General features: G+C 63.0%; 24 protein-coding genes. 13 read left to right on the top strand and 11 right to left on the bottom strand.

What is annotated here, in order from left to right:
- The 5 genes from topA to XB14_RS10820 form a co-directional block, all read right to left on the bottom strand.
- Entirely contained in the window at positions 1-2667 is a 2667-nt protein-coding gene (topA, locus tag XB14_RS10840) for a type I DNA topoisomerase (protein ID WP_077961542.1), read from the bottom strand.
- Positions 2668-2896: 229 nt separating this feature from the next.
- Positions 2897-4045: a DNA-processing protein DprA gene (gene dprA, locus XB14_RS10835; RefSeq protein WP_077961541.1), complete on the bottom strand. Its 1149-nt coding sequence runs from the start codon at positions 4043-4045 to the stop codon at positions 2897-2899.
- A complete protein-coding gene (plsY, locus tag XB14_RS10830) occupies positions 4045-4656 on the bottom strand; it encodes a glycerol-3-phosphate 1-O-acyltransferase PlsY (RefSeq protein ID WP_077961540.1) in 612 nt (203 codons plus the stop codon). Before plsY ends, dprA begins: the two co-directional genes overlap by 1 nt.
- Positions 4657-4686: 30 nt before the next feature.
- Complete coding sequence (locus XB14_RS10825; RefSeq protein ID WP_077961539.1) at positions 4687-5979, bottom strand: dihydroorotase; 1293 nt, start codon at positions 5977-5979, stop codon at positions 4687-4689.
- Positions 5976-6917, bottom strand: a complete 942-nt coding sequence (locus XB14_RS10820) for an aspartate carbamoyltransferase catalytic subunit (protein WP_077961538.1) — start codon at positions 6915-6917, stop codon at positions 5976-5978. The genes XB14_RS10825 and XB14_RS10820 overlap by 4 nt, the downstream gene beginning before the upstream one ends.
- A gap of 157 nt (positions 6918-7074) precedes the next feature.
- On the opposite strand from XB14_RS10820, the gene XB14_RS10815 reads away from it, so the two are divergent.
- A complete protein-coding gene (locus tag XB14_RS10815; RefSeq protein WP_077961537.1) occupies positions 7075-8727 on the top strand; it encodes an acyl-CoA dehydrogenase family protein in 1653 nt (550 codons plus the stop codon).
- Positions 8728-8785: 58 nt separating this feature from the next.
- Here the strand turns inward: XB14_RS10815 and XB14_RS10810 are convergent, their stop codons facing one another.
- Positions 8786-9721, bottom strand: coding sequence for an AEC family transporter (locus XB14_RS10810; RefSeq protein ID WP_077961536.1), 936 nt, complete (start codon positions 9719-9721; stop codon positions 8786-8788).
- Between the two features lie 241 nt (positions 9722-9962).
- Between XB14_RS10810 and XB14_RS33175 the strand changes: the two genes are divergently transcribed.
- A complete protein-coding gene (locus XB14_RS33175; RefSeq protein WP_089045732.1) occupies positions 9963-10103 on the top strand; it encodes a hypothetical protein in 141 nt (46 codons plus the stop codon).
- A complete protein-coding gene (locus XB14_RS10805; RefSeq protein ID WP_077961535.1) occupies positions 10100-10441 on the top strand; it encodes a DUF6105 family protein in 342 nt (113 codons plus the stop codon). The genes XB14_RS33175 and XB14_RS10805 overlap by 4 nt, the downstream gene beginning before the upstream one ends.
- On the opposite strand, the gene ruvX is transcribed toward XB14_RS10805, so the two are convergent.
- Complete coding sequence (gene ruvX / locus XB14_RS10800) at positions 10387-10872, bottom strand: Holliday junction resolvase RuvX (RefSeq protein ID WP_077961534.1); 486 nt, start codon at positions 10870-10872, stop codon at positions 10387-10389. The genes XB14_RS10805 and ruvX overlap by 55 nt on opposite strands.
- 81 nt (positions 10873-10953) lie before the next feature.
- Between ruvX and XB14_RS10795 the strand changes: the two genes are divergently transcribed.
- The 5 genes from XB14_RS10795 (at position 10954) to XB14_RS10775 (ending at position 15723) form a co-directional block, all read left to right on the top strand.
- Positions 10954-11658, top strand: coding sequence for a metal-dependent hydrolase (locus tag XB14_RS10795; protein ID WP_077961533.1), 705 nt, complete (start codon positions 10954-10956; stop codon positions 11656-11658).
- Between the two features lie 109 nt (positions 11659-11767).
- A complete protein-coding gene (gene gatC, locus XB14_RS10790; protein ID WP_077961532.1) occupies positions 11768-12055 on the top strand; it encodes an Asp-tRNA(Asn)/Glu-tRNA(Gln) amidotransferase subunit GatC in 288 nt (95 codons plus the stop codon).
- A gap of 50 nt (positions 12056-12105) precedes the next feature.
- Positions 12106-13587, top strand: coding sequence for an Asp-tRNA(Asn)/Glu-tRNA(Gln) amidotransferase subunit GatA (gene gatA, locus XB14_RS10785; protein ID WP_077961531.1), 1482 nt, complete (start codon positions 12106-12108; stop codon positions 13585-13587).
- An 82-nt stretch (positions 13588-13669) separates the two neighbouring features.
- Positions 13670-14161 carry a GNAT family N-acetyltransferase gene (locus XB14_RS10780; protein ID WP_077961530.1) on the top strand — a complete coding sequence of 164 codons (492 nt, stop codon included), beginning with the start codon at positions 13670-13672 and terminating at the stop codon, positions 14159-14161.
- A 125-nt stretch (positions 14162-14286) separates the two neighbouring features.
- The gene (locus XB14_RS10775; protein WP_077961529.1) at positions 14287-15723 is read left to right on the top strand and encodes a sensor domain-containing diguanylate cyclase; all 1437 of its coding nucleotides are present in this window, start codon (positions 14287-14289) and stop codon (positions 15721-15723) included.
- A gap of 88 nt (positions 15724-15811) precedes the next feature.
- Here the strand turns inward: XB14_RS10775 and XB14_RS10770 are convergent, their stop codons facing one another.
- Together XB14_RS10770 and XB14_RS10765 are read right to left on the bottom strand one after the other, a co-directional pair.
- Positions 15812-16066, bottom strand: a complete 255-nt coding sequence (locus XB14_RS10770; protein ID WP_077961528.1) for a YjhX family toxin — start codon at positions 16064-16066, stop codon at positions 15812-15814.
- 206 nt (positions 16067-16272) lie between these two features.
- A complete protein-coding gene (locus XB14_RS10765) occupies positions 16273-16551 on the bottom strand; it encodes a DUF1294 domain-containing protein (protein ID WP_077961527.1) in 279 nt (92 codons plus the stop codon).
- Between the two features lie 160 nt (positions 16552-16711).
- Between XB14_RS10765 and gatB the strand changes: the two genes are divergently transcribed.
- The 5 genes from gatB to XB14_RS10740 all read left to right on the top strand — a co-directional run bounded on the left by gatB (position 16712) and on the right by XB14_RS10740 (position 20389).
- Positions 16712-18214 carry an Asp-tRNA(Asn)/Glu-tRNA(Gln) amidotransferase subunit GatB gene (gene gatB, locus XB14_RS10760; RefSeq protein ID WP_077961526.1) on the top strand — a complete coding sequence of 501 codons (1503 nt, stop codon included), beginning with the start codon at positions 16712-16714 and terminating at the stop codon, positions 18212-18214.
- A gap of 2 nt (positions 18215-18216) precedes the next feature.
- A complete protein-coding gene (locus XB14_RS10755; RefSeq protein ID WP_077961525.1) occupies positions 18217-18717 on the top strand; it encodes a GNAT family N-acetyltransferase in 501 nt (166 codons plus the stop codon).
- Positions 18718-18838: 121 nt separating this feature from the next.
- Complete coding sequence (locus XB14_RS10750; RefSeq protein WP_077961524.1) at positions 18839-19309, top strand: GNAT family N-acetyltransferase; 471 nt, start codon at positions 18839-18841, stop codon at positions 19307-19309.
- 103 nt (positions 19310-19412) lie between these two features.
- Positions 19413-19811 carry an NADH:ubiquinone oxidoreductase subunit NDUFA12 gene (locus XB14_RS10745; RefSeq protein ID WP_234804037.1) on the top strand — a complete coding sequence of 133 codons (399 nt, stop codon included), beginning with the start codon at positions 19413-19415 and terminating at the stop codon, positions 19809-19811.
- A 125-nt stretch (positions 19812-19936) separates the two neighbouring features.
- On the top strand, positions 19937-20389 hold the full coding sequence (locus tag XB14_RS10740) for a DUF2155 domain-containing protein (RefSeq protein WP_034795441.1): 453 nt from the start codon (positions 19937-19939) through the stop codon (positions 20387-20389).
- A 39-nt stretch (positions 20390-20428) separates the two neighbouring features.
- Here the strand turns inward: XB14_RS10740 and aat are convergent, their stop codons facing one another.
- Entirely contained in the window at positions 20429-21043 is a 615-nt protein-coding gene (gene aat, locus XB14_RS10735; RefSeq protein WP_077961523.1) for a leucyl/phenylalanyl-tRNA--protein transferase, read from the bottom strand.
- A 10-nt stretch (positions 21044-21053) separates the two neighbouring features.
- Entirely contained in the window at positions 21054-22397 is a 1344-nt protein-coding gene (accC, locus tag XB14_RS10730; protein ID WP_077961522.1) for an acetyl-CoA carboxylase biotin carboxylase subunit, read from the bottom strand.
- Positions 22398-22406: the final 9 nt, after the last annotated feature.

Raw genomic sequence — 22406 nt, 5'->3', positions numbered from 1 at the left:
TCAGTCCTTCTTGGCCTTGGCGGCCGTCTTGGTTTTGCTTTTGGCAGGCGCCTTGGCCTTAGCCTTGGTCGCCTTGGCGCCGTCCTCGGACTTCGCCGCTGCCTTGGTCGGCTTGGCCTTGGTTGCCTTGCCCTTTGTCGTTCCGCCCTTGGCGGCCCGCTCGGAGATCAGCACGAGCGCCTCCTCGACCGTCACCGACTGCGGATCCTTGCCCTTCGGCAGGGTGGCGTTGACCTTGCCCCAGTTGACATAGGGGCCGTAACGACCGTCACGAACGGTGATGGCGCCACCGTCGGGATGATTGCCTAGTTCCTTGAGCGCGGCTGCCGCGGCGCCGCCACGACCGGCACCGGCCTTCGACTGCTTGTCGGCGAGAACCGAGACGGCGCGATTGAGGCCGATCGAGAAGACGTCCTCGATCGATTCGAGATTGGCATAAGTGCCGTCGTGCAGCACGAACGGTCCGTAGCGGCCAAGCCCGGTTGAGATCATCTTGCCGGATTCCGGATGGGCACCGATATCGCGCGGCAGCGACAGCAGCGCGACCGCCTTCTCGTGGTCGATCGTCGATGGCGTCCAGCCCTTCGGCAGGCTCGAGCGCTTGGCTTCCTTGCCGTCGCCACGCTGGACATAGGGGCCGAAGCGGCCGCTCCTGAGCGTGATTTCCTCGCCGGTATGCGGATCCTTGCCGAGCGCCTGCGGTTCGTTCGAGACCGCCGCCTCCTCGCCGTTGCTGTCGGAGGAAAGCTGGCGGGTGAAGTTGCACTCCGGATAGTTCGAGCAGCCGACGAAGGCGCCGTACTTGCCGAGCTTCAGCGACAGCTTGCCGGTGCCGCAGACCTGGCAGATCCGCGGATCGCCGCCGTCCTCGCGCTTGGGGAAGACCAGCGGCGCCAGTTCCTCGTTCAGCGCGTCGAGCACGTTCGTGACGCGCAGTTCCTTGGTTTCCTCGATCTGGGCGAAGAAATCCTTCCAGAAGTCGCGAAGCACGTCTTTCCAGTTGACCTCGCCGGCGGAGACCTGGTCGAGCTTTTCTTCGAGCGACGCGGTGAAGTCGTAGCCGACATAGCGTGTGAAGAAGCTTTCCAGGAACGCTGTCACCAGCCGTCCCTTGGCCTGGGGGATGAGCTTGCGCTTGTCGTTGGTGATGTAGTCGCGATCGAGCAGGGTCGTGACGGTGGCGGCATAGGTGGAGGGACGGCCGATCCCGAGCTCTTCCATCTTCTTGATCAGGCTTGCTTCGGAATAGCGCGGCGGCGGCTCAGTGAAATGCTGCGAGGCATTGATCTTCTGCTTGGCGAGGTTTTCGCGCGCATTGATCTCCGGCAGGCGGCCATCCTCGTCGCCGTCATCAGTCTGTTCGCCGTCTTCCTTGGCATCCGTATAGGCAGCGATGAAGCCGTCGAAGCGGATGACCGAGCCGGTGGCGCGCAGACCGGCCTTCTGGCCGCCATTGTCCGCAGTGATTTCCGCGGTCGTACGCTCGATCTCGGCCGATGCCATCTGGCTGGCGATGCCGCGCTTCCAAACGAGGTCGTAGAGCCTGAGCATGTCGCCATCGAGGAAACGGCGAACCTGGTCCGGCGTCCGGTTGAAATCGGTCGGGCGGATGGCCTCGTGCGCTTCCTGGGCATTCTTCGCCTTGGTCGAATAGAAGCGCGGCTTTTCCGGTAGATAGCGGTCGCCGAACTGGCTGGCGATCGCAAGGCGCGAGGCTTCGATCGCTTCCGGCGCCATCTGCACGCCGTCGGTACGCATATAGGTGATCAAACCGACCGTCTCGCCGCCGATGTCGACGCCTTCATAGAGCTTCTGCGCGACCTGCATGGTGCGCGAAGCGGAGAAGCCGAGCTTGGAGGAGGCGGCCTGCTGCAGTGTCGAGGTGGTGAAGGGCGGCGACGGGTTGCGCTTGACCGGCTTTGCTTCGATGCTATCGACCACATAGGCGGCGCCATCGAGCAGGGTCTTGAGACGATTTGCTTCTTCGCCGTTGCCGACAGCCTTCGGCGCAAGACGCTTGCCATCGGCCGAAACGAGACGCGCCTCGAACTCGTCGCCGCGCGGCGTCTTCAAGAGCGCCGAGATATTCCAGTACTCCTCGGAGATGAAGCGCTCGATCTCGTTTTCACGATCGCAGACGAGGCGCAGCGTCACCGACTGCACGCGGCCAGCCGAGCGGGCGCCCGGCAGCTTGCGCCAGAGCACCGGCGAGAGGTTGAAACCGACGAGATAGTCGAGTGCGCGGCGCGCCAGGTAAGCGTCGACCAGCGAGGTGTCGATGTCGCGCGGATGAGCGATCGCTTCGAGAACGGCCTTTTTGGTGATGGCGTTGAAGGCTACGCGCTTGACCGGCTTGTCGCCGAGCACCTTCTTCTTCTTCAGAAGGTCAAGTACGTGCCAGGAAATCGCTTCACCTTCGCGATCCGGGTCGGTTGCGAGAATGAGGCCGTCAGCGGATTTGACCGCGTCGGCGATGTCCTTCATGCGTTTCGCCGAGGCACTGTCGACTTCCCAGGACATCTCGAAGTCTTCGTCGGGACGGACCGAACCGTCCTTCGCCGGCAGGTCGCGCACGTGACCAAACGAAGCCAGTACCTTGTAGCCGGGGCCCAGGTACTTGTTGATCGTCTTTGCCTTGGAAGGCGATTCCACCACTACAACATTCATCGTCATTTTCTGAGACAACCGGTCCTGGTTCGGCGTCAGCGCCGTTTGCGCCGTACTTCGCCTGATATCGACGCCCCGAAATGGACAGGGATTCGAACGGGGTCAAGGGGGTTCGCCCAAAATAACGAAGAGAGGCCAGTGGGCGAACCATGCGGAAACACGCTGAATCTGCGATCTGAAACGCGTGATTGGTCCCGCTGGCGTGCCCGCCTGTGGCTGTGGCTTGTTATCATTCGGGCGTCGCGAGCGACACGAGGCCGCCAGCATGGCGATCAAGCCGACCGGCCAGATCAAGTTCCAGCAGAAGCAGATAGACCTGAGCCGGCGAAAGCCCTGTGTGGCGGACGATATCGTCGATCTCGACCGGCGTCGGGCCGAGCGCGGTGCTGACCGCGGCGCGGTCGCCGTCGCTCGCACTCGCCGGAACACCAGTCCGCGCCTGACCATCCGGTTCCCGCACGGCCGGCAGCGGCAGCTCCAGCTGGCTGAGTGGCGCCAGCGCCTCGATCACGTCACCCGGGCCGGTCGTGACGATCGCGCCCTGTTTCAGGAGATCGTTGGTGCCATGGCAGCGCGGATCGAGCGGCGAGCCGGGAACCGCAAAAACGAGCCGGCCGAAATCGGCGGCGTAGCGCGCGGTGATGAGCGAGCCGGAGCGGTGCGCGGCCTCGACGATCGCAACGCCGAGGCTGATGCCGGCGATCAGCCGGTTGCGGCGCGGAAAGTCGCGCGCCCGTGGCTCCCAGCCGAAAGGCATTTCGCTGATCGCGAGGCCCCGACCGGCCGTGATTTCTTCGAGCAGGCCGACGTTCTCGGGCGGATAGGGACGGTCGAGACCGCCGGCAAGGGCAGCGATCGTGCCGGTATCAAGGCTGGCGCGGTGGGCGGCCGTATCGATGCCGCGCGCAAGACCTGAGGTCACGACATAACCGGCGCGGCCGGCGTCGCACGCAATCATCGCCGCAAACTTTGCGCCGCTGACCGACGCGTTGCGCGAGCCGACAATGCCGAGCGACGGGCGGCCAGCCGCGCTGAGATCGCCTTTCATCGCGAGCAGAGGGGGAGCACCGTCGATCTGCCTGAGTGCCGAGGGGTAGGCTGCTTCGCCGATGCCGATGAAGACAGCGCCATGGCGTCGGGCAGCTTCGAGTTCCCGTTCGACCTCGCTTACAGAAGCCACACGATAGGTCTGCCTGGTTCCACCGCGCCGCGACAGTTCAGGCAAGGCGTCGAGCGCATTTTCCGCGGTGCCGAAATGGTTGATCAGGTCGCGGAAGGCGATGGGGCCGACATTGTCGCTGCGGATCAACCGGAGCCAGGATATCTTCTGTCGTTCGGTCAGCGCCACTCCGTTTCGTCCTGCGCTGGCCTCAGACATTATCCCTTGTCTCCGATCTTGCTTTCCGTGCCGGCGAGCAGCCGCCGAATGTTGGCGCGGTGCTTCACCCAGGTGATGACCGTCATGGCGGTAAAGAGGAGGGCGACCTTCTCGTTGCCTGCCGCGTAAAGTAGAACCGGAATGATAGCCGTTGCAACCAGGGCGGACAATGAGGAGTAGCGGCTGATTTTCGCCATGCCGAGCCAGATGACCGCGAAGGCAAGCACCATGAGGGGAGCAAGGCCGAGCAGGACGCCGATATAGGTGGCGACACCCTTGCCGCCCTTGAAGCCAAGCCAGACCGGGTAGAGATGGCCAATGAAGGCGGCAAAGCCCGCGGCGATTCCCGCCTCGACGCCCCAGTAGGATGCGATGAACGCTGCGGCGGAGCCTTTCAGGGCATCGAGCAACAGCGTTGCGGCAGCAAGCTTCTTGTTGCCGGTTCGCAGCACATTGGTCGCGCCGATATTGCCGGAGCCGATCTTGCGCACGTCGCCGAGCCCGGCCATGCGCGTCAGGATCAGTCCGAACGGGATCGAGCCAAGGAGATAGCCTAAGGCAAGGCTTAAGAGCGTAAAGGGCAGCCCAAGCTGCCAGGACAATAGATCCACCGGTTCCCCTCCCGCGCGACCGCTTTCGGCTTAGGCCGAATGCACCAGCTTGCCGGCAACATAGGTTTGCACGACACGCCCGGTAAAGCGCGCATTTTCAAACGGCGTATTCTTGGAGCGAGAAACGATCGCCTCTTCGTAAAGCACCCAAGGCTCGTCGAGATCGAGGACGGTGATATCGGCCTTGGCGCCGGGTTTCAGCGTACCGGCGTCGAGACCGAAGATCGCCGCCGGCCGCGTCGACATCGCATCGATCAGGCGCATCAGCGGAACCTGGCCGCTGTGATGCAGGCGAAGCGCGGCCGCGGCCAGCGTTTCCAGGCCGATCGCCCCATCGGCAGCATCGGCAAAGGGCAGCCGCTTGGTGTCGACGTCCTGCGGGTCGTGCGAGGAGACGATGATATCGATCGTGCCGTCGGCCAGTGCCTCGGCCATGCCGATCCGGTCGTCCTCGCTGCGCAGCGGCGGCGAAAGCTTGAAGAAGGTCCGGTACTCGCCGATGTCATTCTCGTTGAGCGCGAGATTGTTGATCGACACGCCGCAGGTGACGTTGGCGCCGCGCTCGCGTGCGGTGCGGATCGCTGCGGCCGATTCGGGAACCGAGATCTGGGCGGCGTGATAGGCGGCCCTCGTCAGCCCGGCGATACGCAGGTCGCGCTCGAGAGGAATGATTTCCGCTTCACGCGGGATCCCGGAAAGGCCAAGCCAGCTGGCAAGCAGACCTTCGTGCATGACGCCGTTGGCGCCGAGATACTTGTCGCGGGTCTCAAGCGCGATGACCGCGCCGAATTCGCGCGCATAGGTCATGGCCCGACGCAAAACCAGGGTGTCGTGGATCGAGCGGCGGCCGTTGGTGAAGCAGACGGCACCGGCTTCGCGCAGCAGGCCGAACTCGGTCATCTCCTCGCCGTCGAGGCCCTTGGTGAGCGCTGCGGCCGGGTGCACGTTGACGAGCGCCTTGTCGCGCGCCGTCTTCTTTACGTATTCGACGAGCGCGATGTCGTCGATGACAGGATCGGTTTCCGGCATGGCGATGAAAGTGGTGACGCCGCCGGCAGCCGCGGCGCGCGATGCGGACTCGAAGGTCTCGCGGTGTTCGCTGCCCGGTTCGCCGACGAAGACGCGGGCATCGACGAGCCCCGGAACGGCCGTGAGCCCGGCGCAATCCTTGACGAAGGCGCCGTCCGGCACGCCCTGGTTTTGCGCGTCGGCACCGGCTGCGAGAATGCGGCCGTCGTCGCCGACGATAACAGTGCCGACCTCGTCGAGGTTGCGCGAGGGATCGAGGATGCGAAGGTTCTGCAGAACGAGTGGTCTGGTCATAGGCGCGGCCCCTGGTTCTGCGAGAGAAGCAGCGTTTCCATCACCGCCATACGCACGGCAACGCCCATCTCGACCTGCTGTTCGATCACGCTCTGCGGACCGTCGGCGATTTCCGAGGCGATTTCGACGCCGCGGTTCATCGGCCCCGGATGCATGACGAGCGCATCCTCCTTGGCCGCCTTCAGCTTTTCCGCATCGAGCCCGAAATAGTGGAAGTACTCGCGCACCGAAGGCACGAAGGATCCTGCCATGCGCTCGCGCTGCAGCCGCAGCATCATGACGACATCTGCGCCCTTCAGGCCTTCGGCCATCGAATGGTAGACCTCGACGCCCATGTCCGCGATCCCCGAGGGAAGGAGCGTCGCAGGTGCGACGACGCGCACCCGCGCGCCCATCTGGTTCAGCAGCAGGATGTTGGAGCGCGCCACGCGCGAATGCAGCACGTCGCCGCAGATGGCGACGATGATACGCGAGAGCTTGCCCTTGGCGCGACGGATGGTCAGCGCATCGAGCAGCGCCTGGGTCGGGTGCTCGTGCTGGCCGTCGCCGGCGTTGACGACGGAGCAGGAGACCTTCTGCGCCAGAAGTGCTGCAGCACCGGCCGAGGAGTGGCGCACGACCAGCACGTCCGGGTGCATGGCGTTCAGCGTCATCGCCGTGTCGATCAGCGTTTCGCCCTTCTTCACCGAGGAGTTGCCGACCGACATGTTCATGACGTCGGCGCCAAGCCGCTTGCCGGCGAGCTCGAAGGAGGACTGCGTGCGCGTCGAGGCCTCGAAGAAGAGGTTGATCTGCGTCAGCCCCCGGAGTGTCGACGTTTTCTTTTGTCTCTGACGGGAGATTTGGACGGCTTCGTCGGCGCGATCGAGCAGATAGGTGATATCCTGCTCCGTGAGCCCCTTGATGCCGAGCAGGTGGCGATGCGGGAAAGTGATCATGGGCCGCCCTTGCGCTCTTTAAATTTTGTCGCTCTATAAGACCTGGTCCCCGGCACGGCAAGGCTTGCGCGGTTCCGTCCGCAGAAAACTTGCAACGGCGATCCTATCTTTTCCACGCCCCGTTCCGTGGCCGGGAAACTTGCGCTAGAACCGGCCCATGAATCAGATGAACCGGACTGAACAGAAACTCGCCGAGCTGAACCAGCCCAAGCCCTGGTCCGGTGTCAACGCCTATCGCTCCGATCCGCTCGTGGTGGACATCACCTCGGGCATGAGCAAGGCGCTGCGCGACGAGTTCGACGTGCTCGGCCGTTATGTCACGTCGCCCGAGGCGCAGGAACTGGCGCGGATGGCGAACGAAGGTCCGCCAAAGCTGAAGACGCATGGCCCCCGCGGCGAGCGTCTCGATGTTGTCGAGTTCCATCCGGCCTGGCATGCGCTGATGCGCCGCTCGATGTCCTCGGGCCTGCATGCATCCGCCTGGGAAAACCTGGCCGAAGAGCGCAACCAGTCGCATAAAGTCCGCGCCATCCGATTCTATCTGACCGCCCAGCTCGAATGCGGCCATCTCTGCCCGCTGACGATGACGAGCGCCTCGCTTGCCGCGATCACTGCGTCACCGGCGGTGCAAAAGGAATGGGCGCCGAAGATCCTGTCGCGCAAGTACGATTCCACCAATCGTCCGTGGATGCAGAAATCGGCGGTCACCGTCGGCATGGGCATGACCGAGAAGCAGGGCGGCACAGACGTGCGCGCCAACACCTCGACTGCCGAGCGGGTGGGCGAGGGCATCTATCGGCTCAACGGCCACAAGTGGTTCATGTCGGCGCCGATGAGCGACGCCTTCGTCATGCTGGCACAGACCCGCGAGGGGCTCGCCTGCTTCCTCGTTCCCAGACTTCTGGAAGACGGCAGCGCCAACGGTTTGCGTTTCCAGCGGCTGAAGGACAAGCTCGGCAACCGTTCGAATGCGTCCTCTGAGGTCGAGTTCTCCGACACGTTCGGCTTCATCCTCGGCGCGCCGGATGCCGGCATCCGCACGATCCTCGACATGGTGACGCTGACGCGTCTCGACTGCGCGCTGGCCTCCGCCGGCATGATGCGCGCCTCGCTTGCCGAGGCCGTGCACCATACCCGCGGCCGCAAGGTTTTCGGCAAGCCGCTTGTCAGCCAGCCGATGATGACGCGCGTGCTTGCCGACATGGCGCTCGACGTCGCTGCGGCAAGCGCACTTTCGTTCCGTCTGGCGGAAGCCTTCGACAAGGCGCGCAACAGCGCGGAAGACGCGGCCTACGCGCGGATCATGACGCCGGTCGCCAAATACTGGGTCTGCAAGATCGCGCCGGCGCTGATCTATGAGGCGATGGAGTGCCTGGGCGGCAACGGCTACGTGGAAGAGCGGGCGCTCGCGCGCCACTACCGCGAAGCGCCCGTCAACGCCATCTGGGAAGGCTCCGGCAACGTCATGGCACTGGACGTGTTGCGAGTTCTCGCCAAGGGCAAGGATCTGTTCGAGCAACTCTTCGTGGTGCTGGCGCGTGACCTCGGGCCAGCCGGCCGCAAGACGATCGACGTGCTGCGCGCGGCCATGTCGCTGTGCGAACGCGACGAAGGCGCGGCACGCATGCTGGTCGAGCAACTGGCGCTCGCCGCCGCCGCCGCCGAGCTTTATCGCCTCGGTGCCGGGCGCATTGCCGATGCGTTCCTGGAATCGCGCCTGGCCGCCGGCTGGCGCTCGACCTATGGCATGCTCGATTCCCGCTTCGATTCCGCCTACATCCTCGACCTTCTCTATCCCCCTGCGGCGTGAGCCGTCAGGCCCCGCGTCGTCAGTCCCCTGACGTGTCAGCCCGCTGCGACGTAGGTCGTCAGCCCGCTGCGACGTAGGTCGTCAGCCAGAGCACGAGCGGGATCGTGAAGAACGACACCACCGTCTGGACGGTGGCGACCGCCGCATAGAGGTCGGCGTCGCCATTCATCTGCTTGGCGAGCAGGTAGCCGTTCATCGCCGTCGGTACCGCCGCGCCAAGCGCGATGACGAGCAACGCGTCGCCGCGGATGCCGAGTAGGTAACTCGCGCTCACCATGAAGACCGGCATGACGATCAGCTTGAGGAAAACGGCAAGCAGCGCAACCGCGCTTGGTTTCAATGCGTCGGAAGCACGCAAACCAGCGCCGACCATCACCAGCCCGAGACTGAGCGACGCGCTCGCCAGCATCTCGATGGTGGCCATCAGCGGGCTGTAGATCTTCAGTCCGATCAAGTTGACGAAAATTCCAAGCACCGAAGAAACGATGATCGGGTTCGTGGCAATCCGCATGAAGAAGCGGCGAAAGTCGCGGTTGCCGCCTGCGAACCAGACGAGCGCAGCGATATTGTAGAGATTGGTCGGGATGATCAGGAGCGTCATCAAGAGCGCGGTCAGCGTCAGGCCAAGCGAGCCGTAGAGCTTGTGGGCGATCGCAAGCGCCATGAAGCCGTTCCACCGCGTCGCAGTCTGGAAAACCGACGTGAAGGACGATGCGGAAACCTGCCGGTCACGGAGGATCGGCCAAAGCAAGAGCACGAAGATCGACATCAGGCTAACGCTGCCGATCGTGGCGATGGCGGTTGCGTCGGCCTGCAATCCGGCGAAATCGGCCTGAGCAAGGGTCGAGAACAAGAGGGCAGGGAACAGGATGAAATAGCCGAATTGCTCAAGCCCGAGCCAAAGGTTCTGGTCGACGAAGGTCGAGCGTTTGAGCCAGGCGCCAAGCAGAACCAGGAGGAAGACAGGAAGGATGCTTTCAAAGACAACGGTCATGGGGGAGGGCCTGCGTGCGGGACGTCTATCGCTACCTCAAATCATCGCCGACCGGAATGCGCTAGTGGCACGAGGCGGCGATCAAACGGGAGTGTCCCGCCTTCAAGGATCCGCGACCGGACTGCCCTGTGAAAATTAACCTTAACAAATGGTTTACATTGCGCGGGTCGCCGCAAGGGCGGAGATTGATCCGGCATTTTAATGGATTCCGGAATGGAGCGGTTCGGTGAGAACTGGTCTTATGATCATCATGATGATGTTTTTTGCCGGACTGGCGCTAGATATCGCAGTTCCCGCGATGGTTCTTGTGGCCGTCGTGCTGGCTGACCGCGCGATTTACCCAGTTGTCTTTCGGCAGATCTCGGAAAGGGGAGCCGCATGAAGTGGTTTCTGATCCTTTGGGGCGGGCCGATCCTGCTGCTGGGCTCCTGGTATGGCCTGTCGTACTACGACATGAGCTTCGGCTTCTTCATGCTGACGCGGCAAACCCATGATCTGGTGTTCCAGATCTACGGCAATGTCCTCGGCATCCCGCCGGAAACGATTCCGCCGCTCGTAGCCCGCGCGATCGTCGTCGACAGCCTGATCGTTTTCGCCATCATCGGCTTTCGCAAGCGCCGCCAGATCGCAGCCTGGTATCGCCGTCGCTTCGGTGCCGTGGCCCCTCAGTCCGAGCGGCCGTCTCTTGCCAGCGACGCCAGCCTGTCGAGCGCGCCCTGAAGAATGAACGAGGCCGCGGCCGAATCGATGCGTTCGGCCCGCTTGCGTCGTGACACGTCCATCTCGATCAGCACCCGCTCGGCCGCGACGGTCGAAAGCCGTTCATCCCAGAAGACGAAGGGCAGGGGCGTTTTCTGTTCCATGTTGCGCACAAAGGCGCGGGTCGCCTGACAGCGCGGCCCCTCGCTGCCGTCCATATTGACGGGCAGGCCGATGACAAAGGCCGCGATCTTTTCTTTCGTCGCTGCCGACAGCAGCGCCTCCGCGTCCACGCCGAACTTGACCCGACGGATCACCTCGCGCGGGGTCGCAAAGCGGCGACCGAGATCGGAGACCGAGAGGCCGATCGTTTTCGTGCCGAGGTCGAGGCCTGCAATCGCCTGGTTCGGCTGTAGCTGGGCTGCGAGTTCTTCGATGGTGAGAATTGCCATGTCGGTGTCGATTCGATCTTTGCGCGGAGAGTTGTCTGATCCATATGCTGTTGCGACCGACAAATCATCAGGGAGATCGACATGAAGATCAAATGGCTCGGACACGCCGCCTTCCATATCGAAACGGCAAAGTCCAAAATCCTGATCGACCCCTTCTTTACCGGCAATCCGGCCTTCCGCGACGAGGAGCGCCGGGACGCGACCGCCGGGCTCACTCATATTCTCCTGACCCACGGCCACGGTGACCATGTCGGCGATACCATTGCGATCGCCAAGGAGACGGGTGCGACGGTCGTTGCCAATGCCGACCTTGCCGCCTGGCTCGGCCGGCATGGCGTCAAGGCGCTGGAAATGGGGAACACCGGCGGCACGATCAATCTCGGTAGTTTCTCGACGACCTTCGTCAACGCGCTGCATTCGTCGGCGCAGCTGACCGAGGACGGCGTCTCGCACTCGCTCGGCAATGCCAACGGCCTGGTGCTGCATTTCGAGGACGAGCCGACGCTCTATCATATGGGCGACACGGACATCTTCTCCGACATGGCGCTGATCAACGAGCTGCATCAGCCGGAGATCGGCATCGTGCCGATCGGCGATCGTTTCACCATGGGCGGGGCGGTTGCGGCCCTGGCCTGCCAGCGCTTCTTCAAGTTCTCGACAGCCATCCCTTGCCATTACGGCTCGTTCCCGATCATCGACCAGACGCCGGAAACCTTCGTTGCGGGCATGGAAAGCGCGTCCACCAAGGTTGAGACACCGCATGTCGGCGGCGTCGTCGAGGTCTGATGTTGCGCCGGGCCTTCTGACGCGAGGCCTGGTCCTCCGGCAATTCCCCCGTTGCGTGGCTCGCTCTGCGCCATTATAGCGGGGGAAGTTCCAGATACCGGAGACGATCATGTCCGTAGACCTTGCCACCGTGAAGCGCGTCGCGCGCCTTGCCCGTATCGCCGTCAGCGAAGAGGAAGCCGAACGGATGATGGGCGAGCTCAATGGTATCCTCGGTTTCGTCGAGCAGCTTTCCGAAGTCAATGTCGATGGCGTCGAGCCGATGACCTCGGTTACGCCGATGGAGATGAAGAAGCGTATCGACGCTGTATCGGACGGCAACAAGGCCGACGACATCGTCGCCAATGCGCCGAATTCGGATCGCAATTTCTTCCTCGTTCCGAAGGTGGTCGAGTAACCTCCCGCCAGCCGCCCCGACGTTCCCGATTGCGAAAGCCCGATTTCACCATGACCGACCTTACCAGCCTGACGATTGCCGAAGCTCGCACGAAGCTCGCCGCCAAGGAAATCACCGCCGTCGAACTGACGGATGCCTATATCGGCGCGATCGATGCCGCCAACGAGGCGATCAACGCCTATATCACTGTCACGCCGGACAAGGCGCGCGAGATGGCGAAAGCCTCGGATGCGCGCATCGCCGCCGGCAAGGCCGGCGCGCTTGAAGGCATCCCGCTCGGCATCAAGGACCTGTTCGGCACCGAAGGCGTGCACACCCAGGCCTGCAGCCACATCCTCGATGGCTTCGAGCCGCGTTACGAATCGACCGTTACCCAGAACCTCTGGAACGACGGTGCCGTCATGCTCGGCAAGCTGAACATGGACGAGTTCGCCATGGGCTCGTCGAACGAGACCTCCTATTACGGTGCCGTGAAGAACCCCTGGCGCGCCAAGGGCTCCAACATGGATCTCGTCCCCGGCGGTTCGTCCGGCGGTTCGGCCGCAGCCGTTGCCGCGCATCTCTGCGCCGGCGCGACGGCAACCGATACCGGCGGCTCCATCCGCCAGCCGGCCGCCTTCACCGGCACCGTCGGCATCAAGCCGACCTACGGTCGCTGCTCGCGCTGGGGCGTCGTCGCCTTCGCTTCGTCGCTCGACCAGGCCGGCCCGATCGCCCGCGACGTGCGCGATGCCGCGATCCTTCTGAAGTCGATGGCAAGTGTGGATTCTAAGGACACGACCTCTGTCGACCTGCCGGTGCCGGACTACGAAGCCTCGATCGGCAAGTCGATCAAGGGCATGAAGATCGGCATTCCGCGCGAATACCGCGTCGACGGCATGCCGGAAGAGATCGAAGCGCTCTGGCAGCAGGGCATTGCCTGGTTGAAGGAAGCCGGTGCCGAGATCGTCGACATCACCCTGCCGCACACGAAATACGCGCTGCCGGCCTATTACATCGTTGCTCCGGCCGAGGCGTCTTCGAACCTCGCCCGCTACGACGGCGTGCGCTACGGCCTGCGCGTCGATGGCAAGGACATCGTCGACATGTACGAAAAGACCCGTGCCGCCGGCTTCGGCCATGAGGTCAAGCGCCGCATCATGATCGGCACCTACGTGCTGTCGGCCGGCTACTACGACGCCTACTACCTGCAGGCGCAGAAGGTCCGCACCCTGATCAAGCGTGACTTCGAACTGGCGTTCCACGCCGGCGTCGACGCGATCCTGACGCCGGCCACGCCGTCGTCCGCCTTCGGCATTGCCGACGAGGATCTCGCTGCGGATCCGGTGAAGATGTACCTCAACGACATCTTCACGGTGACGGTCAACATGGCCGGTCTTCCGGGCATCGCCGTCCCCGGCGGTCTCGACCACAAGGGCCTGCCGCTCGGCCTGCAGCTGATCGGCAAGCCGTTCGAGGAAGAGACGCTGTTCAAGACGGCGCATATCATCGAGCAGGCGGCGGGCCGCTTCACACCCGCCAAGTGGTGGTAAGATTGCGATGGCGGCGCCGGTGAGGCGCCGCCATTTTTCATTTTGAAGACCAGTCACTGTTGTCGCGGAGGTAGCCCGCGCCGTGCCCGTCATCCGCCATGCCCGCGTCGGCGACGTCGACCGTTTGACGGCGATCGGTCTTGGTGCCTGGCAATCTGCGATTGCCGGCCTTGCCGACGGCGACAAGATGCGGGGGGTGGCTGAAACCGCATTTCACCGCTTTCTTTCGGATCAATGGCTTTCCGTCCTGCTCCTCGAAGCGGACGGTGACATTCGCGGCTGGACCGCGCGCGAGAACTTCGACAATGCGATATCCGACCTGTGGATCGAGCCGTCTGCACAAGGGCGAGGGTTTGGCGGCCTCTTGCTCGGTGAGATCGAGGCCCGCATCGTCAAGGACGGCTTCGAGAGCGTGACCACCAAGACCCACGCGCGCAACGAGCGGGCCGTGCGCTTCTTCTGCAACAGCGGATACGGAGTGAGCTGGCTTTCGACCGCCTATGCACCACAACTCGACAGCGACGTGGAGTTCATCGGCCTGAGAAAAGTTCTCAGGGGGGAGGGCGACGTCTGACCTGCGGCTGCCGAATGGCTGTCATCCAGAATTGGTGCTGGCGCATTCACACCTCATTCATTAGGCCCATGAAATATTATGGGTTATGAAAGTGCGGTGGCACTGCGGGGGAACGCTTGTTGCAAATGCTGGAGAGGACGGCCGCGCGGCCGTTGGTTCTGAAGCCCTTCCATCACTCGTTTTGGATTGCCGGCCTGGGGCTGATCATTTTCGTCGCCTGCGTGCTCGGCATCCTGAGTCGTCCGGTCGGCATGCTCGCTTCAATCTGGCCGGCCAATGCCATCCTTCTTGGCCTTCTCGTCAGAAACCCTGCGTTGGCGTCCCCGGCCGGTTGGTCTGCCGCCGCCTTGGCCTATGTGCTCGCCGACGTCGTTACCGGATCGGACCTGACGCAGGCGGTCTCGCTGAATGCCGCCAACATGGTCGGTGTCATCATCGGCTACGCGCTTTTCGCGAGGCTTTCCAGCGAACATCGGCATCTGCGCCGGCCGCTGTCGGTGCTTCATATGTTTGTCAACGCCTCGCTCGCTGCGATCGGTGCCGCCATAGTTGGGGCCGCTGCCGTGCACGTTGCGTTCGGCGCACGGCTGTCGGAGGCTTTTGTCGCCTGGCTGACGACTGAACTTGTCAATTACGTGGTTATCCTGCCGGTCTTCCTGGCAGCGCCGATCTTCAGCGACGGTTCGCGCGCCGGTACCGCGTCGCTTGCGGCTTCCGCCAGGGCCGGCAGCCCATGGCCGCTGGTTGCCTTGGTCGCCTCGTGCGCCGCGGCGCTTGTGATCGGCGGTCCCGGCGCCTTCGCCTTTCCGGTGCCGGCTCTTCTGTGGTGCGCCCTGACCTATGGGTTGTTTTGCGTGACGGTGTTGACGGCGATCGTCGGTGTGCTGACGCAGATCGCGGTGGCATCCGGAGCACTGCATCTTGGTGTCAGCGCCGTTGCCGAGGCGACGCTTACATCGACGCGGCTCGGAACGACGCTTCTGGCGCTCTGTCCCCTGACCGTTGCCAGCGTCGACGCGGCCCGGCGGGCCCTGATCGGGCGTTTGTCCCATGCGGTCGACTACGATTTCCTCACGCAGTGCCTGGCGCGCTCCGCCTTCATGTCCCGGGCCGCTGCCCTGGTGGCAGCACCCGCTGCGCGCCGAAGCGGTACGGTCGTGATGATGCTCGATATCGATCGCTTCAAGGCGATCAACGATACCTACGGCCATGCCGTAGGAGATCGCGTGCTGACCGCAGTCGCCCGCACGGTACGCTCGACGCTCCGCGGCGATGATCTTTTTGGCCGGCTTGGGGGAGAGGAGTTCGCCGTCGTACTTGCCCGGCAGTCCCCTGCCGACGCGCTCAAGGTCGCCGAACGGCTGCTTGAGGCGGTGCGTGCGCTGGAACTCGATCTGGAGCAGGGTGGCAAACTCTCTGTGACGATCAGCATCGGAGCCGCCGAGGTTTCAACCGGCGAAGCCGGTCTCGACCGGCTGCTCCTGGCCGCGGATCGCGCCCTTTACCAGGCGAAGGATGCTGGTCGTGATCGCGTTCGCTGTGCCCTGCCGGCCCACGCATGACGTAAGGTCAACCGAAGCATTGGCATTCACGTTACGTGAAGAGTGAATACCGGGCATGAAACATGCCCGGTATCGCCGTCGCTGCCACTCAACGATTGTTCAGTTCCGATCGAACCAGACGAAGCCCTTGTTCGGTGATCCGGTAGGGCTTCCCGCCGGAAGACGAGATCGCCTTCTTGCGCTTCAGCTTGCGGAAGAGTTCGAGGTCGAAGCCGGGATAGACCCAGCCGTCACGGGTGAAGCACCGGATCTCGGTGATCGCCTTGTCTTCGCGGATGATTTCGATACGGCCGCCCTGGGCCAAATGATGAAGGATGCGCTGTTCTGCGCGCGAGATATCCATTGTCTGAATGTTCCGGAATAGCGTTCGGAAGAACGCAGGAAAACGTTCCGCAAATCTCTAGAAAGCGGGGTGACGTTTCCGGCCCGTGCGCGCAATCAAAAGGGATTACGCGGACGGGCTTTACCGGGACTCAGGCGACGAACGGAACATAAAAACTCCAATAGAACGATGCCTTCCTAGAAGACCGGCGCCGGCGCGTCAAGGTGTCATTGCAACGCCAGAGTGCCGATGGCCGCCAGCGCCACCTGGAAGACGATGATCAACGCGAGGCGCGTACGAAAAGGCTCCTTGCGCGTCTTGTGTCGGAAGATATGGCGCGCCGTCATCGCTCCCGGGCTGCCGCCGAAAAGGGCGACCGTCAGCAGGGTCCGCTCGCTGATCCGCCGTCGGCCGGAGCGCGCCGCTTGCTTGTCGTTCCAGAACAGCCCGAAGGCAGCCACGTTGACGAGAATTGCGAATGAGAGGAGGGCAAGGCCGATGGACATGACCGAAGTCTTGCCGATAGGCGCTAAACGATGGTTAACAGACGCCTGCCGTCCGCATGAGGATGCAGATGGCGCTTCTGATCCAGCCGAACAACTTGCACCGGCGGACCAATTGTTCTACCGAGAAACTAAGAATTCAGGCTTCAAAGAAGAGCATGATATGAGCATTGTCGACGTCCGCACCCCCGATCCGAAACGCTTCATCCCCGGCGCCACCGGCGACTGGGAAGTCATCATCGGCATGGAGGTCCATGCCCAGGTGCTTTCCAATTCGAAGCTGTTTTCGGGTGCCTCGACCGAGTTCGGCAACGCGCCGAATGCGAACGTGTCGCTCGTCGACGCCGCCATGCCCGGCATGCTGCCCGTCATCAACGAGGAATGCGTGAAGCAGGCAGTGCGCACCGGTCTCGGCCTCAAGGCCCAGATCAACAACCGCTCGATCTTCGACCGCAAGAACTATTTCTACCCGGACCTGCCGCAGGGCTACCAGATCTCCCAGTTCAAGGATCCGATCGTCGGCGAGGGCAAGATCATCATTTCGATCGGTCCGGACCGTCAGGGCCAGTTCGAGGATGTCGAGATCGGCATCGAGCGCCTGCATCTGGAACAGGATGCCGGCAAGTCGATGCACGACCAGCATCCGTCGATGTCCTATGTCGATCTCAACCGCTCGGGCGTCGCGCTGATGGAAATCGTCTCCAAGCCGGACATGCGCTCGTCGGACGAGGCCAAGGCCTACATGACGAAGCTGCGTTCGATCGTGCGTTATCTCGGCACCTGCGACGGTAACATGGATGAAGGCTCCATGCGCGCCGACGTCAACGTCTCCGTGCGTCGTCCGGGCGAAGGTTTCGGCACGCGCTGCGAAATCAAGAATGTCAACTCGATCCGCTTTATCGGCCAAGCGATCGAGTATGAGGCACGCCGCCAGATCGGCATCCTCGAGGACGGTGGCAGCATCGACCAGGAAACGCGTCTGTTCGACCCGAACAAGGGCGAGACCCGCTCGATGCGCTCCAAGGAAGACGCGCACGACTACCGCTATTTCCCGGATCCGGACTTGCTGCCGCTGGAGTTCGACGATGCCTTCGTCGAGGCACTGAAGGCGGACCTGCCGGAACTGCCCGATGACAAGAAGGAGCGCTTCGTGCGCGATCTCGGCCTCTCGGTCTACGACGCCTCGGTTCTCGTTTCCGAAAAGTCGATCGCCGACTATTTCGAGGCGGTGGCCGAAGGTCGCGACGGCAAGATTGCCGCCAACTGGGTCATCAACGACCTGCTCGGCGCCTTGAACAAAGCCGGCAAAGCCATTGAAGAGACTCCGGTTTCGCCGGCCCAGCTCGGCGGCATCATCGATCTCATCAAGGCCGAGACCATCTCCGGCAAGATCGCCAAGGACCTCTTCGAGATCATCTGGAACGAAGGCGGCGACCCGGCCGAAATCGTCGAATCTCGCGGTATGAAGCAGGTGACCGACACCGGCGCCATCGAGAAGGCTGTCGACGAGATCATCGCCGCCAACCCGGATCAGGTCGCCAAGGTCCAGGCCAAGCCCTCGCTCGCCGGCTGGTTCGTAGGCCAGGTGATGAAGTCGACCGGCGGCAAGGCCAACCCGCAGGCCGTGCAGGCCCTCGTGAAGGCCAAGCTCGGCATCGAGGAATAACAATGTTCTTCGTGCGCACGGCAAGCGACCGCGATCTGGACAAGGTTCGCGCCCTGCTTGTCGAAACGTGGCACGCGACCTATGACACCTTCTACGGTGTCGAGAAGGTCAACGAACTGACGGAGCGCTGGCATTCCCTGCCGGCGCTCAAAGCCCGGCTCGCGCGCAAGAATGCGGAGTTCCTGGTGGCCGACGACGGACGGCAGCTTGGCGGCATGGGCTTTGCCGCCATGTCCGACGCGCTGCCCAAGACTGCGGTGCTTCATCAGCTTTATGTCCTGCCGAAATTCCAGCGGCAGGGGATTGGCCGCGACATTTTCGCTGAACTCGAGACCTGTTTCCCGGACGCCGAGCGCATGCGTGTCGAGGTCGAGCCGCAGAACCTGCACGCCTTGGCATTCTACCGAAGCCACGGCTTTGCCGAGGCGGGTGAAATCGCCCACTGCGGCGACGAGCAATCCGGACTGCCGGCCATCATCCTTGAGAAGCCGCTTCCAGGTTAACCGCTTTCCGCACGGTCGCTTCCTTGGATCTGTGGAAAACCCGGAAGACTAGGGGACTGTCATCAAGCCGTTACCTTCGGGTGTTTGGTCCGCTGCCGACGACCGATGTGAGCGGGGAACCATGGACGCGACAACCGATCTCTTGATCCGCAAAGCCGAGCGCAAAGACCTTGAAGCGATCGTCGAGATCTTCGCCGGCGATCCGCTCGGCGGCCATGGCGACACGACCGATCCGGAGGCCTTTGGCGATTATGTCGCTGCGTTCGAGAAGATCGCTCTTTCGTCGTTGCAAACGCTCTATGTGGCGGTGCTCGGCGGCGAGATCGTCGGCACTTTTCAGACGGCGCTGCACACATCGCTGTCGGGGCGCGGAAGCTCCAGCCTTGTCGTCGAGGCGGTTCAAACCCGCAAGGATATGCGTGGCCGCCGGATCGGCGAACGCATGATGCGCCATGCGATCGCCGAGGCGCAGGAGAGGGGCGCAAAGAAGGTGCAGCTCAGCTCCAACGCCCTGCGCACCGACGCGCACCGCTTCTACGAGCGGCTAGGCTTCACGCGCAGCCATTTCGGCTTTCGCATGCCGTTGAAATGACGGCCTTTGCCTCGGAATCACTGGACAAGCCATGAGCGCCGGGGCATAAGCGGGGACATTGTTTTGGTATCTGGCCGCCTCCCAACGGCCGGTCAAGGACGGCATCATGAAGCTCCTGCTGCAGATTTTCACCTGGTGGAACGAACAGACGATCGGAACGCGCTTTCACACCTGGCGCCACGGTCAACGCGTCGGTCAGGATGAGCTCGGTAATGTCTACTACCAGGGCGGCAAGGACTCTGAAGGCCGCACCCGCCGCTGGGTGATCTACAACGGCTACGCCGAAGCCTCCGCCATTCCGGCCGGCTGGCACGGCTGGATGCATCACCGGACCGACGTTTCGCCGGCTGATGAAAAGTACACGCCGCGCGAATGGCAGAAGGCGCACCGCGCCAACCCGACCGGAACGGCCAACGCCTACCGTCCCCAGGGCTCGATTGCCGCGACCGGCAAGCGCCCTCGCGTGACCGGCGACTACGACGCCTGGACGCCCGGTTCCTGAATAATCTGTTATCAGTGACGACGACGGACCGCGGAACAGGTTCCTCGATCATGGCGCGGCCACAATTGATGGTTAGCGCCTGAAATCCATCGATGACGAACAGGACACGCGGGAGACAGGCGACAATGGCAGGTTCTGATCTGCGCAAGGCAATCGGCCAAGGAACACGGCGTTTGGGCTTGTCCCTGCTTGCCGCCTTGCCGCTGGTCGCATCTGCGGAAGCTGTTGACGCAGCCCGCCTTTCCAACGCTGTTGCCGTTTTCTCCGGCATCGACAAGATCACCGGCCGGATCACCACCTTCGACGTCTATATCGGCGAGACCGTGCAGTTCGGCGCTCTCCAGGTTACGCCGCGCGTCTGCTACAGCCGTGACGATACGGAAGCGCAGAAGATCACGACCTTCGTCGAAGTCGAGGAAATCACCCTCGACCGCAAGATCCGCCGCATCTTCACCGGATGGATGTTTGCCGACAGCCCCGGCCTGAATGCCGTCGAGCATCCGGTCTATGACGTCTGGCTGCAATCCTGCAAGGCGACGTCGGACCTGCCGCCACCGGACACCGCGCAGAAGCGCTGAGCGGCGGGCCGCATCCCCATTCTTTAAAAATCGGTCTGGTTAAAAGGCGAGGTCGGGCGACGACATCGCGTTTGCCAACATGACCTCGTATTCCGCCTTCGGCACGTCGACGGCGCCGAACGACTTCAGGTGCTCGGTGGTGAACTGGGTATCGAGCAGTTCGAAGCCACGCGCCTTCAGCCGCTCGACCAGGTGCACGAGGCAGACCTTCGAGGCGTCGGTGCGTCTGGAGAACATGCTTTCGCCGAAGAAGGCGGAACCGAGCGAAACGCCGTAAAGTCCCCCGACCAGCTGCTCGCCTTCCCAGGCCTCCACGCTGTGGGCGTAGCCCATGGTGTGCAGGGTCGAATAGAGCGTGCGGATCTTGTTGTTGATCCAAGTCGTCGGGCGATCGGGAGCAGGGGCCGCGCAGCCGTCCATGACCGCTTCGAAGGCGGTGTTGAAGCGGATATCGAAGGGGTTTCGGCGGATGGTCTTGGCAAGGCTCCGCGAGACATGGAAGCCTGCGAGCGGGATGACCCCGCGGATTTCCGGCTCGACCCAGAAGATCTCCGGGTCGTCGGCCGAATCGGCCATCGGAAAGAGGCCGATCGAATAGGCGCGCAGCAGCATGTCCGGGGTAATGTCGGGCTGCTTGCTGCGCGTCCCTTTCAACGTCTGGTCCTTACTCGGACGTGGCGGCCAGATGCTTCTCCAGCCAGTGGATGTCATAGTCGCCGTTGGCAATGTCCTGATTATTGATCAGGTCCTGGAACAGCGGAAGCGTCGTCTTGATCCCGTCGATGACAAATTCGTCAAGCACGCGGCGCAGGCGCATCATGCACTCGACACGGGTGCGGCCGTGCACGATCAGCTTGCCGATCAGGCTGTCGTAGTAAGGCGGGATCCGGTAGCCCTGATAGGCACCCGAATCGACGCGTACGCCGAGGCCGCCCGGAGCATGGAAATGCGTGATCGTGCCCGGGGAGGGCACGAAGGTGCGCGGGTCTTCGGCATTGATGCGGCATTCGATGGCGTGGCCGGAGAACACGATGTCTTCCTGCCGGACCGAGAGGCCGCCGCCGGAGGCGACGCGGATCTGCTCGTGCACCAGGTCGATACCGGTGATCGCTTCGGTGATCGGATGCTCGACCTGAAGACGGGTGTTCATCTCGATGAAATAGAACTCGCCGTTTTCATAGAGGAACTCGATCGTGCCGGCGCCGCGATACTTCAGCTTCTTCATCGCATCGGCGCAGATCTGGCCGATCTTCATGCGCTGGTCGACGTTGAGGGCCGGGGAGTTTGCCTCTTCCCAGACCTTCTGGTGACGGCGCTGCAGTGAGCAGTCGCGTTCGCCGAGGTGGACAGCATTGCCGGCACCGTCGCCAACGATCTGGATCTCGATGTGACGTGGCTTGCCGAGGTACTTTTCCATGTAGACGGCGTCGTTGCCGAAGGCGGCAAGCGCCTCGGCGCGGGCAGTCGACACGGCCTCTTCGAGGTCAGCTTCGGAGCGGGCGACCTTCATGCCGCGGCCGCCGCCGCCGGCGGTTGCCTTGATCAGCACCGGGAAGCCGATCTTGCGGGCGACTTCGAGCGCGTTCTCGGGCTTCACTTCGCCGTCGGAGCCCGGAACGACCGGGATGCCAAGTTCCTGCGCTGTCTTCTTGGCGGTGATCTTGTCACCCATGATGCGGATGTGTTCCGCCGTCGGGCCGATGAAGGTGATGTCGTGCGCTTCGAGGATTTCGGCGAATTTGGCGTTTTCCGACAGGAAGCCGTAGCCCGGATGCACGGCATCGGCACCGGTGATTTCGCAGGCGGCGACGATCTGGTGAATGTTCAGATAGCTATCGCGCGAGGGCGGCGGGCCGATGCAGACGCTCTCGTCGGCGAGGCGCACATGCATGGCATCGGCGTCGGCCGTGGAGTGAACGGCGACCGTGGCGATGCCGAGTTCCTTGCAGGCACGAAGCACGCGAAGGGCGATTTCGCCGCGATTGGCAATGAGAATTTTCGAGATCATCGCCGCGCC

Origin of the sequence: Ensifer adhaerens (genome assembly GCF_002007205.1) — a bacterium.
Classification (GTDB): Bacteria; Pseudomonadota; Alphaproteobacteria; order Rhizobiales; family Rhizobiaceae; genus Ensifer; species Ensifer adhaerens_D.
The sequence above is the reverse complement of the archived record's forward strand: the minus strand, read 5'-3'. Positions and strand labels throughout refer to the sequence as shown.